Below are 16665 nucleotides of genomic sequence, written 5' to 3'. Positions count from 1 at the left end.
CAATTTTCATACGATAAAATATTCCAAAACTGTTCGTCTTCAATTAAATTTAGTTTAAGTGTTTTAGTAATAGAAGTGTATTTTAGCTCGTTTGTTACTGTGCGTTCCCAATAGCCAAAATCCATGTAAGCACCTGTGTAAACTCTATCTTTTAGTGCTTTAACCGAACGAATTATAGTTTCGTTTGGCGATGGATACAAAACCCAATTAGCACCATTAAATTCTAACAAACCTTCGTTATTAGCAAAAAGCATAAAATCGTTTCGATCTTGAGTAATCATCCAAGTTTGGTTGCCGCCTTTGTAATCGTTTGAAGAAAAGTTTACAATAGGTGGAATTTGCTGGCAAAAAAGATAATTACCTAGTAACAAAATAAACAACAATGCTCTTTTAATCATTTACTACATTTTTTATTACTAATTGCTTTAAAATAACTTGGTAAAATTATAAAAACAATTAGTAAAAGTAATGAAATTGCTGAAATAAAAAAAGGTTGCCCAAAAAGGCAACCTTCATAATTTATTTCAAATACTATTATTTTTTAGTAAATTTTGATGTTACAGCTTTACCGTTAATAAAAGCTTTAACTAAGTAAACACCTGAATTTAAAGAAGCTACATCAACCGTTGCAGATGTATTGTTTAACTCTTTAGTTAAAACTTCTTGACCTAGTAAGTTATAAACTTGAATATTTTGAATTGCCTCAGCAGCATTTATTGTTAACACATTAGACGCTGGATTAGGATACATTCTTAACTGTAATTTTTCAAAACGTTCTGAAGAAAGAACTGTATTTTTGTGTAAATAAATGTTATCGTACCAAACGTTATCAACATTTGCTGTTGTAATACCTACTTGAGCCACATCGCCTCTAGCTAAGCTACCTGCTACAACTCCGCCTAAAGCTGTAATAGGCACATCTACAGAAACCCATTCGTTAGCTACTAATTGTGGAGTTGTACCACCGTTAATATTAACTTCTAATGCACTTGATTCGCTAGATCCACCGCCAAAATCAACTAATTTTACATTAAATACATCTCCTGTTAAATCGGTATCTGCAATGTAGAAATCAAAATGAATGTGTGTAAAATCTGTTAAATCTAATTTATTCGATTGAAATTCAATACCTTGACAACCAACACCAGTGTTTTTCTTTAAAGTATTATCGCTATCTATTAGAACTTCAGTTGTAGCAGCGCCTCCGCACCATCCTGCATCAAAATTATCGAAAGCTATACTAGGATAAGCATCGCTGTAAATTGAAATTACATCGGCAGCTGGTCGTGCTGGTGGTGTAGGTGCATGCGTTAAAGGAGGTGTAACACAAGGACCACAAGAGCCTCCGCAATCTATACCCGTTTCATCTCCGTTTTGAATACCATCACTACAAGTAGGTACTCCTTGCTTTATTAATACAAAACGCCACCATCCACCTGCAATAGCAATATCTAGTGTCATTAAATCACTAGTTATTGAAGTTACTTGGTAAGTAATAGATGCTGGAGCACCAGCAGGAGAAGTTAATTCGCCTCCATTGTAAACTTTTGCTAAACCTAAATAAGCACCAACACCTGTAAGTGTTACTGTACCATTTACATCGTCATAACTCCAAGTAGCTGCATTTGAACCATCATGTGGAGCTACAGGTGTACCACACGAATCAGTACCACCTTGCCAACCTTCTGTCCAAGTTTGAGCACCTAATACGTTTGAAAACGAACCACTTGCATCAAATACATATTCATCATCAAAGAAACAAGCTCTTGTAGTTACATCGCCCGCAGAATTTGACCACCAAGAGGTATCGCCTTGAGCAGGCCCTACACCCATTGCACCAGCAACAGGATTCATTTTCCATGTACCTTCAAGTGATTGAGCTGATGTTATCAAACCCAAACATAATACAAATAAAAATGTAATTTTTTTCATAAGATATATTTTTAGTTATTTTTTAAGTGTTATAAAATTAATCAATAAAACGTTTTCGTAATATTTTTTATGTTTTATACAAACTATACATTTTAAATATGAATAATAAATCTATATATATTTGATAATCAAGTAAAAAATAAAATATTTTATTCTGTATTTTAATTTTTTGTATAGGTTTTGTATAGTTTTATTATAATTAAAAAAGTTAAAAAATGTAATACTTTACTTACTTAAATTTATTAAAAACTACACAAAACCAAATATTTAGAAATTAATACCATATTTTTTTATTAATTCTTAATTTTGCACATCTTATAAAAAACAATGAGTACAGCCAATTTTTCTAAACTAGATCCAAAAAAAAATATACTGATTAAAGGTGCGCAACTTCATAATCTAAAAAACATAGATGTAGCCATACCACGAAATAAGCTAATTGTTATTACTGGACTTTCGGGCTCGGGCAAATCGAGTTTAGCTTTTGATACACTTTATGCTGAAGGACAACGCAGGTATGTAGAAAGTTTATCGAGTTATGCACGCCAATTTTTAGGCCGTTTAGACAAGCCCAAAGTGGAATATATAAAAGGAATTGCTCCCGCAATAGCTATCGAACAAAAAGTAAACACTACCAATGCCCGTTCAACGGTAGGTACTTCAACCGAGATTTACGATTATATGAAATTGCTTTTTGCTCGAATTGGTAAAACCTATTCGCCAATTTCTAACAAAGAAGTAAAAAAACATACGGTTACTGATGTAATTGATTTAGTAAAAACCTTCGAATTAGATTCTAAATGGTTGTTGCTTGCTCCTATCCATTTAGAAAAGGACAGAACTTTAGATGATAAATTAAAAGTATTGCTTCAACAAGGTTTTGCTCGTGTTTTAGTGAAAAATGAAATGGTTCGTCTAGATGAGTTTTTAGCTTCGGAAAAAAAAATCAAACTTCCAACTTCCAACTTCCAACTTATAATAGACCGTATTGTAGTTAAAGATGATGAAGAATTCTATAACCGTTTGGCAGATGCTATTCAAACGGCATTTTTTGAAGGAAAAGGCGAATGTTATTTACAAGAATTAAACACTAATAAGCGTTTTGAATTTAATAACCGATTTGAATTAGATGGTATTTCATTCCTAGAGCCAAACATTCACTTGTTCAGTTTTAATAATCCTTATGGTGCTTGTCCTAAATGTGAAGGCTACGGAAATGTTATTGGAATTGATGATGAATTAGTAATTCCAAACACTGCACTTTCTGTGTATGAAAATGCCATTTATCCTTGGCGTGGCGAAAGTATGAGTTGGTACCGCGATCAATTGGTAAACAATGCCTATAAATTCGATTTTCCAATTCATAAACCCTATTTTGAACTTTCTAACGAACATAAAACTTTAATTTGGGAAGGAAACCAATATTTCACGGGTTTAAACGATTTCTTTACTGAATTAGAAGAAAAAAATTATAAAATTCAAAATCGTGTTTTGTTATCGCGTTATCGTGGCAAAACAAAATGTACGGTTTGTAAAGGAAAACGATTACGACAAGAGGCCAATTATGTAAAAGTGGGTGGCGAAACCATTTCAAATTTGGTGGATTTACCCATTGTAAAATTAATTCCGTTTTTCAAAAATTTGGAATTAAACGAATACGATGCTAAGGTTGCCAAACGCCTATTAATTGAAATCAACAACCGATTGGCTTTCCTTTCGGATGTTGGATTGAATTATTTAACCTTAAACCGAAATTCGGCTACACTTTCTGGTGGCGAAAGTCAGCGTATTAATTTAGCCACTTCATTAGGAAGTAGTTTGGTTGGTTCTATGTATATTTTAGACGAACCGAGCATTGGTTTACACCCAAAAGATACAGAACGTTTAATTCATGTTTTAAAGAATTTACGCAATTTAGGCAATACGGTTATCGTTGTAGAGCACGATGAAGATATTATGAAGGCTGCCGATATGATTATTGATATTGGCCCAGAGGCCGGAACGCATGGTGGAAAATTAGTAGCTCAAGGAACATACGATGAAATTCTAAAAGCCGATTCATTAACTGCAAAATATTTAAACGGAAATGAACAAATTGAAGTTCCTAAAAAGCGACGTAAATTCAAGCATCACATTGAAGTAATTGGAGCTCGTGAAAACAATTTAAAGAATGAAAATTTCACTTTTCCATTAGATTGCTTAACCGTTGTAACGGGAGTTTCGGGAAGTGGAAAAAGTACTTTGGTAAAGAAAATTTTGTTTCCTGCCATTCAAAAACAATTAGAAGGTGTAGGAGAAAAAGCAGGACAATTTTCTGAATTAAAAGGAAATTATTCCAACGTAAAACACATTGAATATGTGGATCAAAACCCTATAGGAAGAAGTTCGCGTTCTAACCCAGTTACGTATATAAAAGCTTATGATGATATTAGAAACTTATTTGCGTCGCAAAAAGTAGCCAAATTGCGTAACTATCAACCCAAACATTTTTCTTTTAATGTTGATGGTGGACGCTGTGAAACCTGTAAAGGCGATGGTGAAGTTACGATTGAAATGCAATTTATGGCCGATGTGCATTTAGAATGCGAAACTTGTAACGGAAAACGCTTTAAAAAAGAAGTTCTTGAAGTAACTTTTGAAAATAAAAACATAGACGATGTTTTAAAAATGACGATTGATGAAGCTCTGGAATTCTTTAGCGAACACAAACAAACTAAGATTACTCAAAAATTACAACCCTTACAAGATGTAGGTTTAGGCTATGTGCAATTAGGTCAGTCCTCTTCTACCCTGTCTGGTGGCGAAGCCCAGCGTATTAAATTAGCATCGTTCTTGGTTAAAGGAACCATTAAAGACAAAGCCTTATTTGTTTTTGATGAACCCACAACAGGATTACATTTTCACGATATTAAAAAATTACTGACTTCGTTTGAAGCGTTAATTGAAAAAGGTCATTCTATTATTGTAATCGAACACAATTTAGATTTGATAAAATGTGCCGATTATATTATTGATATTGGTCCAGAAGGTGGCGAAAATGGTGGAAAATTAGTGGCTTTTGGAACGCCAGAAGAAGTTGTAAAAAATAAAAATTCGGTAACAGGTATTTATTTGAAAGAGAAATTGAAATAATATGCCAATTCTCAATGTGTCAATGTACCAATTGAATTACATTGACTCATTGGTATATTGTCTAATTGACACATTAACAAAAATGAACATCAAACTATTAGCCATAGGAAAAACCGACAACAAGAACTTACAATCGTTGCTAGACGAGTATATTAAGCGATTGAATTTCTACGTAAAATTTGATTTGGAAATTATTCCCGATATTAAAAATGTAAAAAACTTAAGCGAAGCCCAACAAAAAGAAAAAGAAGGCGAACTTATTTTATCTAAAATAACGCCAACCGACCAATTAATTCTACTCGATGAAAATGGAAAAGAATTTTCAAGTGTTGGATTTTCTGATTTTTTACAAAAGAAAATGAATGCTGGAATTAAAACTTTAGCATTCGTAATAGGTGGCCCGTATGGATTTAGCGAAGCCGTTTACAAAGCAGCTCAAGGAAAAGTATCGCTTTCGCAAATGACGTTTTCACATCAAATGGTTCGATTATTTGTAATTGAACAAATTTATCGTGGTTTTACCATTTTACGCAACGAACCGTATCATCATCAGTAAATATCAATTACGAATTATCAATTACGAATTAATATTATTTTCATTTTCTAATTTTGACTTTTGACCTTTGACTTTCGACTTAAAAACCTACAATTTGCAATTACACTGTGGTAATTTTGCTTCATCGTAAACAAATTCGTAAGCCGAAATTTCTATAGCTAACGCTGTTAATTGCCAAGCCAAAAGTTTATTTTGTAGGTAATCGTTGTAAGTTAAGTGTTTATCAAAATTTAAATGAAGCATGGTTTTTTTATCAACCGCTGTTAAGGTTATAAATTCTTTAAAGTAATTGTAAACTTCGGCTCTTTCAACATCGTTACCATCAATTGTTAGTGTACCATCTTTTTTAAAATTAAGATACATATTGTTGTAATCTTTATATAAATCGAAATGTTTTTTTATATAAAATCGAGAAAATTCATTATCGTATTTAAACTGCGTTTCGGTAAATGGATAAAATGCTAAATTTTGATGCAAACTATCGGCATACGAAAACACATTTATTGCACCTTCTTTTTTATGCGTACTTTTCTTCTTTTTGTCTTGCAATTCTTGAATTTCAGGAATAATTGTATGCAAAGGCAAACGCTTATCGATAGTAAAAATCCAATTGGTGGAACTGATTAAGTTATTTTTGTTTACACTAGCAATTGTATCGTTATTTTCTAATTGAAAAAAGATATAAACTGGCGAATGGTCTAAAATTTCAGTTACAATGGAAACATCGCTTTTTGGCAATTGAACTTCTTCTTTTTTACAAGATATTAAACCTAATAATAGAATTGAAATTAATATTTTATTCATTTTTTTTTACTTTTAACTTTCTAACTTTTTAACTAACTTAACACATTCCACTGCTTCTTTTACATCGTGAACACGCAAAATACTAGCGCCGTTTTGCAAAGCAACTGTGTTTAAAACGGTTGTTCCGTTTAAAGCGTTTTCGGGCGAATTTTCTAGTACTTTATAAATCATCGATTTTCTAGAAACACCAACTAAAATAGGCAATTCTAAACTGGTAAAATAATTCATTTTTTGCAGCACTTCATAATTTTGGGCTATTGTTTTTGCAAAACCAAAACCAGGATCAATAATTATATCGTTAATACCAAAACTTTTTGCTTGGCTAATTCGTTCCGAAAAATAATATAGCATCTCTTTAATTACATCGTCATAATTGGTTAACAATTGCATAGTTTTAGGTGTTCCACGCATGTGCATCATAACATAAGGAACTTTAAGTTGCGCAACGGTTTTAAGCATTTTGTCATCTAACATTCCGGCAGAAATATCATTAATTATGGTAGCACCATTTTCAATTGCTTTTTTAGCAACTTTACTTCTAAAAGTATCAATAGAAAGTAAAACACTAGAAAATTCTCTCAAAATCAAATCTACAACTGGAAGTAATCGGTTGAGTTCTTCTTCTTCCGAAACAAATGCAGCACCCGGTCGGCTAGAATAGGCACCAATATCAATAAACGTAGCGCCTTCTACGAGCATTTTTTCTACTTGTGCAAGAATTGCCAATTCACTTTTATACATTCCGCCATCGTAAAAAGAATCGGGCGTACAGTTTAAAATTCCCATTACCTTCGGGGTCGATAAATCAATTAAATTTCCTTTACAGTTTATTGTAATTGGTTTCAAGTTTATTTTGTTTAATGTTAAAAGGTTATAGGATTTTCTGAACTCAAAAATCGTTAATCTTCAATCAATATCTTTGTCTTTTTTCTATTATCTTTTTTCTATTATCTCGTAAATGAGTACTTTTGAAAAATATTACACAAATATACCGAATAAATGAAGAATACTTCGCAACAATACGATACAATAATTTCAATTTGTAGCAATTTATTTGCTAAAAAAACAAAAGATTATGGCACGGCTTGGCGCATTTTGCGTTTGCCATCGCTTACCGATCAAATTTTTATAAAAGCACAGCGCATTCGCAGTCTTCAAGAAAATGAAACACGAAAAATTGACGAAGACGAAACTTCCGAGTTTATTGGAATAATCAACTATTGTATTATGGCGTTAATTCAATTAAAAAAAGGCGTAGGTAAATTTCCCGATTTTACTTATGATGAAGCTATAAAATATTACGATGAAGAAGTAGCCGCAGTAAAAACATTAATGGAAAATAAAAACCACGACTACGGCGAAGTTTGGCGCGATATGCGAATTAGCTCGATAACCGATTTAATTTTAATGAAAATTTTTAGGCTAAAATCTATGGAAGATAATAACGATATTTTAGAAGTTTCCGAAGGCCGCGATGCCAACTACCAAGATATTATTAATTATGCCGTTTTTGCTTTAATACTTTTAGAAGAAGCAAATTAATTACAAATTATAAATTACAAATTATGAATTTTAAAAATATAATTACACAAATTGCCCGAATTTTAGTTGGCATACTTTTCATTATTTCAGGTTTAATAAAATTAAACGATCCAATAGGCTTTTCATACAAATTAGAAGAATATTTTAATGCCGAAGTGCTTAACATGGAATTCTTAATTCCGTATGCGTTACTAATTGCTTGTTTTGTAGTTATTTTCGAAGTTGTTTTAGGTGTAATGCTATTGTTAGGCTTTAAAACTAAGTTTACGGTTTGGAGTTTGCTAGCTATGATTGTGTTTTTTACGTTTCTCACGTTCTATTCGGCTTATTTTAACAAAGTTACCGATTGTGGTTGCTTTGGCGATGCTTTAAAACTAACACCTTGGGAATCGTTTACTAAAGATGTTGTTTTACTTTTTTTAATCTTAATTCTATTCTTCAATCAACAATTTATTAAACCTATTTTAGCGAAAGTTCCTATGAATTTTGCGGTTTTTATTACCTATACTTTGTGTTTACTTATGGCGTATTATGTATTGCAACATTTACCAATTATAGATTTTAGAGCTTATAAAGTAGGTACTAACATTCAAAAAGGAATGGAAATTCCAGAAGGCGCGCCAAAAAGCGAATATGAAATGAAGTTTATTTACAAAGTAAACGGAGTAGATACCGAATTTAGCCAAGATGATGTTATGGCAAATAAAGTTCCTAAAAATGCCGAGTTTGTAGATCGAATTGATAAACTAATAAAAAAGGGATACGTTCCGCCTATTCACGATTTTAGCATCGAAAAAGATGGATTTGACTACACCGAAAGTGTATTAGAAGAACCTAAAGTAATGCTCTTTATTTCGTACGATTTAAGAAAAGCAAACGAAGAAGGCATGAAAAAACTAGAAGCCTTACACCAAAAAGCTCTTGAAAAAGGTTATTTGGTTATAGGTATGACGGCTTCAGACGAGAATTTAATTGAACAAAACAAGCAAAAATTTGGGTTAACGTTCGATTATTATTTTTGCGATGCCACAACATTAAAAACAATTGAACGCGCTAATCCTAGTATTGTTATTTTAGAAAACGGAACTATTACGCAAAAAAAACATTATAACGATAGTGAATCTTTAACTTTAAAATAAAATGAAAAAAATACTAACACTACTATTTATAACTACCTTATTTATTTCGTGTAAAACAGAAAATAAAACTACGTTTCCTAAAGAAGCTTTAGATAACGAAATGTTAACAACTAATAATCAGGAAATTACATTTCAAGAAATAATAAATCAATATAAAGGTAAAACTGTTTTTATAGATGTTTGGGCATCTTGGTGCCCCGACTGTGTAGGTGGAATGCCTAAGGTTAAAGCACTTCAAGAAAACCGTAACGATTTAGTTTATCTTTTTATTTCAATGGATAAAGATTATGATTCATGGCTAAAGGGAATTGAAAAATACAATGTTGTAGGAGAACATTATCTTGTTTCAGACGGAATGAAAGGTGTATTCGGCAAAGCCATCGAGCTAAGTTGGATACCGCGTTATATGATTTTAGACAAAAACGGAAACATTGCACTTTATAATGTAATTGAAGCCGATGATGCTAAAATAGAAGAAACATTAAAAAAATTAGCCAACTAATTTAATCTAGCTATTTTTTAACCACTATAAAATGCGAATTGATATCATAACGGTTTTACCCGATTTATTGCGTAGCCCTTTTGAAGGTTCTATTATGAAACGTGCTATTCAAAAAGGATTGGTCGAAGTGCATTTTCATAATTTACGCGATTATAGCACCAATAAGCACAAAAACGTAGATGATTATCAGTTTGGTGGCGGTGCAGGTATGGTTATGCAAGTGGAACCTATCGATAATTGTATTTCAAAATTAAAAGAAGAACGCACCTATGATGAAATTATCTATATGACACCCGATGGCGAAACACTACATCAAAAAATGGCTAATTCTATGTCAATGTTGCAAAATATCATTATTTTATGTGGGCATTACAAAGGTGTGGATCAACGCGTGCGCGATATGCACATTACAAAAGAAATTTCAATTGGCGATTATGTTTTAAGCGGTGGCGAAATTGGCGCTATTGTTTTTTGCGATGCTATTATCCGATTAATTCCTGGAGTGTTAAGCGATGAAACATCTGCATTAACCGATAGTTTTCAAGATAATTTATTATCGCATCCTATTTACACACGTCCGGCAGAATATAAAGGTCTAAAAGTTCCCGATATTTTATTAAGCGGTAATTTTCCTGAAATTGAAAAATGGCGCGAACAAAAAGCTTACGAACACACTAAAAATCGTCGTCCTGATTTACTTGAATAAAAATATTTTTAATTAATAATTTATAATTCATAATATTTTTATAAATTTGCACCCACATTTGGACCAACCTCTGGCGATAGACGTGTATGTTGCTCTGATTCAATAATTTATTCTTAAAAAATGGCAAATTTAGTAGATTTCGTACAAAACGAATTTGTAACAAAAAAAGATTTCCCTGAATTTAACTCGGGAGACACAATTACTGTGTATTATGAAATTAAAGAAGGTGAAAAAACAAGAACGCAGTTCTTTAAAGGAGTTGTTATCCAAAGAAGAGGAACTGGCGCTACTGAAACTTTCACTATCCGTAAAATGTCAGGCGCTGTAGGTGTAGAACGTATCTTCCCTATCAACATGCCAGCTTTACAAAAAATTGAAGTTAACCAAAGAGGTAAAGTTCGTAGAGCTCGTATTTTCTACTTCAGAGAACTTACTGGTAAAAAAGCAAAAATTAAAGAAAGAAGATATTAATCTTTTCTTTAAACAGTATAAAAAAGGTTGGACAAATTGTTCAACCTTTTTTATTACTAAAAATTTAGGTGCAATTTTATTAAATTCGCAAAATTAAAATCTTATATTATGAATATCCAAATAATACTCATTAGAAGCTATTAGTTGGTAAAAAATCCTCATTAATTTCTTATATTTGCGTGGCTTTTAAATTTTTATGTCTAAATAAAAAACACAAATTATATGTCAAATCAACCAAAAATTATTTATACAATTACTGATGAAGCTCCCATGTTGGCTACACATTCTTTTTTGCCAATTGTTAAAGCTTTTTCAAAACCAGCAGGAATTACTTTAGAAACACGCGACATTTCATTAGCAGGAAGAATTTTAGCAAATTTTCCTGAGTTTTTAAAAGAAGACCAAAAAATTAGCGATGCACTAGCAGAACTTGGTCAGCTTGCAACAACTCCAGAAGCTAATATTATCAAGTTGCCTAATATTTCGGCATCAGTTCCGCAATTAAAAGAAGCTATTGCAGAGCTACAAACACAAGGTTATGCTGTTCCAAATTTTCCAGAAGATCCAAAAACCGATGCTGAAAAAGCAATTAAAACAAAATATGCAAAAGTTTTAGGCTCGGCAGTAAACCCTGTTTTACGTGAAGGAAACTCCGATAGAAGAGCTCCAAAAGCTGTAAAAAATTATGCAAAAGCTCATCCACATTCAATGGGAGCTTGGACAAGCAATTCAAAATCACACGTTGCAAGTATGACCGATGGCGATTTTTACGGCACTGAAAAATCAGTTACTGTGGCTGATGCTGGAAGTTTTTCAATCGAATTTACAGATGCAAATGGAAACACAAAAGTTTTAAAAGACAATTCGCCTTTAAAAGCTGGAGAAGTTATCGACTCGTCGGTAATGAGTATGAAAAAATTAAAAATGTTCATTGCTGAGCAAGTTGCCGATGCAAAAGTAAAAGGCGTGTTATTTTCGGTTCACTTAAAAGCAACTATGATGAAAGTTTCAGACCCATTATTATTTGGAGCTTTTGTTGAAGTATATTTTAAAGATGTTTTTGCTAAATATACCGATTTATTTGCTGAACTTGGTGTAGATACTAAAAATGGTTTAGGCGATGTTTATGCAAAGATTGCAGGAAACCCTAAACAAGCCGAAGTGGAAGCTGCTTTAAACACTGCTATTGAAAACGGTCCAGCTTTAGCCATGGTTAATTCTGATAAAGGAATTACCAATTTGCACGTCCCTTCAGATGTAATTATTGATGCTTCAATGCCAGCCATGATTCGTAACTCCGGACAAATGTGGAACGCAGCAGGTAAATCGCAAGATACAAAAGCTATTATTCCAGACAGAAGCTATGCTGGTGTTTACGAAGCTACTATCGATTTTTGCAAAGCAAATGGTGCATTAGACCCAAAAACAATGGGAAGTGTTCCAAATGTTGGTTTAATGGCGCAAAAAGCAGAAGAATATGGTTCGCACGATAAAACTTTCCAAATATCAACAAACGGAACTGTTAATGTAAAAGATGCAAATGGTACTATTTTAATGAGTCAAACAGTTGAAACAGGCGATATTTTCAGAATGTGTCAAACAAAAGATGCGCCAATTCAAGATTGGGTAAAATTAGCAGTAAACCGAGCCAAAGCAACTGGTGTTCCTGCTGTTTTTTGGTTAGATGAAAACAGAGCACACGATAGGGAACTAATCAAAAAAGTAACTACATATCTTAAAAATTACGATACCACGGGATTAGATATTCGCATTATGAATCCTGTTGAGGCTACAAAATTCTCTTTAGAAAGAATTGTTAAAGGCGAAGATACAATTTCTGTTACAGGAAATGTTTTACGTGATTATTTAACCGATTTATTCCCAATTTTAGAAGTGGGTACTTCAGCAAAAATGTTATCGATTGTGCCGTTAATGAATGGCGGTGGATTATTTGAAACGGGCGCAGGTGGTTCGGCTCCTAAGCATATTGAGCAATTTATTGAAGAAGGTTATTTACGTTGGGATTCATTAGGCGAGTTTTTAGCATTAGGTGTTTCATTAGAACATTTAGGCGAAACATTTTTTAATAAAAAAGCCTTAATATTGTCGGAAACATTAGATGAAGCTACTGAGAAATTTTTAGAAAACGACAAGTCGCCAGCTCGTAAATTAGGAAGTATCGATAATCGAGGTTCACATTTTTATTTAGCATTATATTGGGCTAATGCACTAGCTAACCAAGATAAAGATACCGAATTAAAAGCTATCTTCACTCCTATTGCTGAAGCTTTAAATACGAATGAAACTAAAATTAATGAAGAGTTGATTGCAGCTCAAGGTAAACCACAAAATATTGGTGGTTATTATCATCCAAATTTTGAGTTAACAGACAAAGCAATGCGTCCTAGTAGTACTTTTAATGCTATTTTAGCAAAATTAAACTAAGTAATTTTCTATAAAAACAAAAAGGCTTTCTTATTATAGAAAGCCTTTTTTGCTGTATTTTGAATATTATTTTATAACTTCAACTTTTTGTTTGTCTTCTATATTCACACTATCAAAAAAGCCTTGTTCTGCCATCCATTCATCGCTATAAATTTTGCTCATATAACGCGAACCATGATCTGGAAAAATAATAACTACATTGCTATCTTTTGTAAACTCACCTTCTTCTGCATATTGTTTTACAGCTTGTAATGCTGCTCCCGATGTATAACCTACAAACAAACCTTCTGTTCTGGCAATTTCGCGTGCAGTATGTGCACTTTCTTCATCGGATACTTTCATAAATTTATCAATACTTTCAAAATCGGTTGCTGTAGGAATTAAATTTTTTCCTAAACCCTCTATTCTGTAAGGATAAATTTCATTGTTATCGAATTCTTTAGTTTCGTGGTATTTTTTTAAAACCGAACCGTAAGCATCTACGCCTAAAATTTTAATATTCGGATTTTTCTCTTTTAAAAAACGTGCAGTACCCGAAATGGTTCCGCCTGTTCCGCTACAAGCTACTAAATGTGTAATTTTTCCGCCTGTTTGCTCCCAAATTTCTGGACCTGTCATTCTATAATGCGCATCAATATTTAATTCATTAAAATATTGGTTAATATATATAGAACCTTTAGTTTCTTCGTGCAATGTTTTGGCTACATTGTAATATGAACGTTCATCGTCTGCTGATACATGTGCTGGGCAAACGTAAACTTTTGCTCCCATTGTGCGTAGCATATCAATTTTATCTTTAGACGATTTTGAACTTACTGCTAAAATACAGTCGTAGCCTTTAATAATACTAACCATTGCAATACTAAAACCTGTATTGCCCGAAGTGGTTTCAATTATTGTATCGCCCGGTTTTAGAATACCTCTTCTTTCGGCTTCTTCAATAATATAAAGTGCAATTCTGTCTTTAGTTGAATGTCCTGGATTAAAAGCTTCTACTTTTGCGTAAAAATTTCCTGTCAGGTTTTTTGTAATCTTATTTAACTTGATAAGTGGCGTATTCCCAATTAATTCAAGAACATTGTTGTACGCTTTTATTTCTTTCATCTGTTAATTTTATTTACTTTAAATGTCAGATGGAATTCGTCAAAATTAATGTTGAAAAAATTTCATCTTGACTCATTTCATAAATTAATTTATTCTATTTCGTATGAAAATTTGAAACAGAAAACCTTGCAAATTTAACAAAAAAAGTTAAACTATTCTTCAATTTTTTCTAAATCTAATAAAAAGGCAAACTCTTTTGCTAATTCTTTAAGTGCTTCGAACCTTCCAGAAGCGCCACCGTGCCCTGCGTCCATATTGGTATCTAAATACAAAACATTATTGTCGGTTTTTAATGCACGTAATTTTGCTACCCATTTTGCGGGTTCCCAATATTGTACTTGCGAATCGTGCAAACCTGTAGAAACATACATATTAGGATAATTTTGTGCTTTTACATTGTCGTAAGGCGAATACGATAACATGTAGTCGTAATATTCTTTTTCATTAGGATTTCCCCATTCGTCGTACTCGCCAGTTGTTAATGGAATGGTGTCGTCTAACATTGTTGTTACCACATCTACAAAAGGTACTTGTGCAATTACACCATTGTAGAGCTCTGGTGCCATATTAACTACTGCTCCCATCAAAAGTCCACCAGCAGAGCCGCCTTCGGCATATAAATGTTGGGGCGATGTATATTTTTGATTAATTAAATATTTGGAACAATCGATAAAATCGGTAAAGGTATTTTTCTTTTTCAATAATTTTCCGTCTTCATACCACTGGCGGCCTAAATCTTCGCCGCCACGAATGTGTGCAATGGCGAAAATGAATCCACGATCTAATAGACTTAAACGGGTTGACGAAAACCAAGGATCAAGCGAATTTCCGTATGAACCGTAAGCATATTGTAATAGCGGATTATTTCCATTTAATTGCATTCCTTTTTTGTACACTATAGAAATTGGCACTTTAGTACCATCATTTGCTGTGGCCCATATGCGTTTTTCTTCGTAATTATCTTTATTAAATTTTCCGCCCAATACTTTTTGCTCTTTTAAAACCGTTTTTTGTTTGGTTTTCATATTAAAATCGATAACAGATGAAGGCGTTTTTAACGATTGATACGAAAAACGCAATATATCGGTATCAAAATCGGGATTAGTAGTGGTATAAGCCGTGTAGGTTTCACTTTCAAAAGGAAGATAATAAGCTTCTTCTTCATTCCATGGTCGAATTTGAATTTTATTTAATCCATTAGCACGTTCTTCTACTACCAGATAATCTTTAAAAATATCGATTCCCTCTAGTAAAACATCATTACGATGAGGAATTAAATCGACCCAATTATCTGATGAGGTTTTGCTTTCAGGCGTTTTCATCAATTTAAAATTAGTAGCCTTATCCTTATTAGTCAACACGTAAAAACTATCGCCGTAATGCGAAATAGAATACTCTAAACCTCTTGTACGTGGTTGAAATACTTTAAAATTTCCATTTGGATTGTTGGCCTCTAAAATTTGAAACTCAGAAGTCATTGTGCTTGTAGAGCCTATAACCAAATACTTTTTCGATTTTTCTTTATAAACAAAAGTATAAAAAGTGTCATCTTTTTCATGAAAAACTAAAACGTCATTTGCAGCATCAGAATTTAATTGATGTCTGAAAATTTTATCAGAACGAAGTGTTTTTGGATCGTTTTTGGTATAGAAAAAAGTTTTATTATCGGCTGCCCAAGCGGTACTACCTGTTGCATTTTCAATTTTATCAGGTAAAATTTCACCCGTTTCCAAGTTTTTAATTTGAATAGTATATTGTCGGCGTGAAACGGTATCAATTCCAAAGGTTACCCATTTATTATCTTCACTTACCGAAATTCCGTTTAAGTTAAAATACGAATGCCCTTTTGCCATTTCGTTGCAATCGAACATAATTTCTTCTTTAGCTTCTAAACTTCCTTTTTTTCTTGAATAAATTGGATAGTCTTTACCTTTTTCAAATCGTGTGATATAGAAATATCCATTATAAAAATAAGGCACCGATTCATCATCTTCTTTAATACGGCTTTTCATTTCTTCAAACAACTCTTTTTGAAATTGTTGTGTATGTGCCGTCATTTTTTGGTAATACTCATTTTCTGCTTCTAGGTAAGCAATCACTTCTGGATTTTCCCTATCGTTTAACCAATAATAATCATCATTTCTTACATGGCCATGTTTTTCTAATTTATGGGGATTTTTTTTTGCTATTGGCGGCTGCATGGTATTTTTCATGGTGTTATCTTTATCTTTACAAGCGGTCGCAAAAATAAGAGAAATTGGTAGTAATAGAATTATTTTTTTCATGAAGTTGCATTTTAATTCATGGCTAATTTACTAATTTTGTGCTTTAA

13 protein-coding genes and 1 pseudogene are annotated in these 16665 nt (G+C 32.6%); 8 read left to right on the top strand and 6 right to left on the bottom strand.

Annotated elements, in window-relative coordinates:
• Together R2808_RS07150 and R2808_RS07145 are read right to left on the bottom strand one after the other, a co-directional pair.
• Positions 1–398: pseudogene (locus R2808_RS07150) on the bottom strand (LuxR family transcriptional regulator); the annotation flags it as partial.
• A 136-nt stretch (positions 399–534) separates the two neighbouring features.
• Complete coding sequence (locus R2808_RS07145) at positions 535–1932, bottom strand: T9SS type A sorting domain-containing protein (protein ID WP_371270280.1); 1398 nt, start codon at positions 1930–1932, stop codon at positions 535–537.
• Positions 1933–2259: 327 nt separating this feature from the next.
• Between R2808_RS07145 and uvrA the strand changes: the two genes are divergently transcribed.
• A complete protein-coding gene (uvrA, locus tag R2808_RS07140) occupies positions 2260–5064 on the top strand; it encodes an excinuclease ABC subunit UvrA (RefSeq protein ID WP_371270279.1) in 2805 nt (934 codons plus the stop codon).
• Positions 5065–5146: 82 nt separating this feature from the next.
• A complete protein-coding gene (gene rlmH, locus R2808_RS07135) occupies positions 5147–5620 on the top strand; it encodes a 23S rRNA (pseudouridine(1915)-N(3))-methyltransferase RlmH (RefSeq protein ID WP_371270278.1) in 474 nt (157 codons plus the stop codon).
• Positions 5621–5707: 87 nt separating this feature from the next.
• Here the strand turns inward: rlmH and R2808_RS07130 are convergent, their stop codons facing one another.
• Positions 5708–6424 carry a hypothetical protein gene (locus R2808_RS07130; RefSeq protein ID WP_371270277.1) on the bottom strand — a complete coding sequence of 239 codons (717 nt, stop codon included), beginning with the start codon at positions 6422–6424 and terminating at the stop codon, positions 5708–5710.
• 12 nt (positions 6425–6436) lie between these two features.
• A complete protein-coding gene (gene folP / locus R2808_RS07125) occupies positions 6437–7261 on the bottom strand; it encodes a dihydropteroate synthase (protein ID WP_371270282.1) in 825 nt (274 codons plus the stop codon).
• Between the two features lie 162 nt (positions 7262–7423).
• On the opposite strand from folP, the gene R2808_RS07120 reads away from it, so the two are divergent.
• From R2808_RS07120 to R2808_RS07095, 6 genes are all read left to right on the top strand, one after another.
• Entirely contained in the window at positions 7424–7966 is a 543-nt protein-coding gene (locus R2808_RS07120) for a DUF1599 domain-containing protein (RefSeq protein WP_371270276.1), read from the top strand.
• Between the two features lie 23 nt (positions 7967–7989).
• A complete protein-coding gene (locus R2808_RS07115) occupies positions 7990–9105 on the top strand; it encodes a BT_3928 family protein (RefSeq protein WP_371270275.1) in 1116 nt (371 codons plus the stop codon).
• A 1-nt stretch (position 9106) separates the two neighbouring features.
• Entirely contained in the window at positions 9107–9607 is a 501-nt protein-coding gene (locus R2808_RS07110; protein ID WP_371270274.1) for a TlpA family protein disulfide reductase, read from the top strand.
• A 31-nt stretch (positions 9608–9638) separates the two neighbouring features.
• Entirely contained in the window at positions 9639–10313 is a 675-nt protein-coding gene (gene trmD, locus R2808_RS07105) for a tRNA (guanosine(37)-N1)-methyltransferase TrmD (RefSeq protein WP_371270273.1), read from the top strand.
• A gap of 120 nt (positions 10314–10433) precedes the next feature.
• Positions 10434–10784 carry a 50S ribosomal protein L19 gene (rplS, locus tag R2808_RS07100; RefSeq protein ID WP_371270272.1) on the top strand — a complete coding sequence of 117 codons (351 nt, stop codon included), beginning with the start codon at positions 10434–10436 and terminating at the stop codon, positions 10782–10784.
• Positions 10785–11006: 222 nt separating this feature from the next.
• Positions 11007–13229, top strand: a complete 2223-nt coding sequence (locus R2808_RS07095) for an NADP-dependent isocitrate dehydrogenase (RefSeq protein WP_371270271.1) — start codon at positions 11007–11009, stop codon at positions 13227–13229.
• 66 nt (positions 13230–13295) lie between these two features.
• Here R2808_RS07095 and R2808_RS07090 read toward each other — a convergent pair whose 3' ends face one another.
• Both R2808_RS07090 and R2808_RS07085 read right to left on the bottom strand, forming a co-directional pair.
• Positions 13296–14333: a PLP-dependent cysteine synthase family protein gene (locus R2808_RS07090; protein WP_371270270.1), complete on the bottom strand. Its 1038-nt coding sequence runs from the start codon at positions 14331–14333 to the stop codon at positions 13296–13298.
• A gap of 152 nt (positions 14334–14485) precedes the next feature.
• Positions 14486–16618: a S9 family peptidase gene (locus R2808_RS07085; RefSeq protein ID WP_371270269.1), complete on the bottom strand. Its 2133-nt coding sequence runs from the start codon at positions 16616–16618 to the stop codon at positions 14486–14488.
• Positions 16619–16665: the final 47 nt, after the last annotated feature.

This window comes from Flavobacterium sp. (assembly GCF_041392005.1).
GTDB lineage: Bacteria > Bacteroidota > Bacteroidia > Flavobacteriales > Flavobacteriaceae > Flavobacterium.
The sequence above is the reverse complement of the archived record's forward strand: the minus strand, read 5'-3'. Positions and strand labels throughout refer to the sequence as shown.

Bases quoted from the DNA above. Each gene is read 5' to 3' on its own strand.
- R2808_RS07145 (WP_371270280.1), bottom strand. From the start codon at position 1,932: ATGAAAAAAATTACATTTTTATTTGTATTATGTTTGGGTTTGATAACA.
- uvrA (WP_371270279.1), top strand. From the start codon at position 2,260: ATGAGTACAGCCAATTTTTCTAAACTAGATCCAAAAAAAAATATACTG.
- rlmH (WP_371270278.1), top strand. From the start codon at position 5,147: ATGAACATCAAACTATTAGCCATAGGAAAAACCGACAACAAGAACTTA.
- R2808_RS07130 (WP_371270277.1), bottom strand. From the start codon at position 6,424: ATGAATAAAATATTAATTTCAATTCTATTATTAGGTTTAATATCTTGT.
- R2808_RS07120 (WP_371270276.1), top strand. From the start codon at position 7,424: ATGAAGAATACTTCGCAACAATACGATACAATAATTTCAATTTGTAGC.
- R2808_RS07115 (WP_371270275.1), top strand. From the start codon at position 7,990: ATGAATTTTAAAAATATAATTACACAAATTGCCCGAATTTTAGTTGGC.
- R2808_RS07110 (WP_371270274.1), top strand. From the start codon at position 9,107: ATGAAAAAAATACTAACACTACTATTTATAACTACCTTATTTATTTCG.
- trmD (WP_371270273.1), top strand. From the start codon at position 9,639: ATGCGAATTGATATCATAACGGTTTTACCCGATTTATTGCGTAGCCCT.
- rplS (WP_371270272.1), top strand. From the start codon at position 10,434: ATGGCAAATTTAGTAGATTTCGTACAAAACGAATTTGTAACAAAAAAA.
- R2808_RS07095 (WP_371270271.1), top strand. From the start codon at position 11,007: ATGTCAAATCAACCAAAAATTATTTATACAATTACTGATGAAGCTCCC.
- R2808_RS07090 (WP_371270270.1), bottom strand. From the start codon at position 14,333: ATGAAAGAAATAAAAGCGTACAACAATGTTCTTGAATTAATTGGGAAT.
- R2808_RS07085 (WP_371270269.1), bottom strand. From the start codon at position 16,618: ATGAAAAAAATAATTCTATTACTACCAATTTCTCTTATTTTTGCGACC.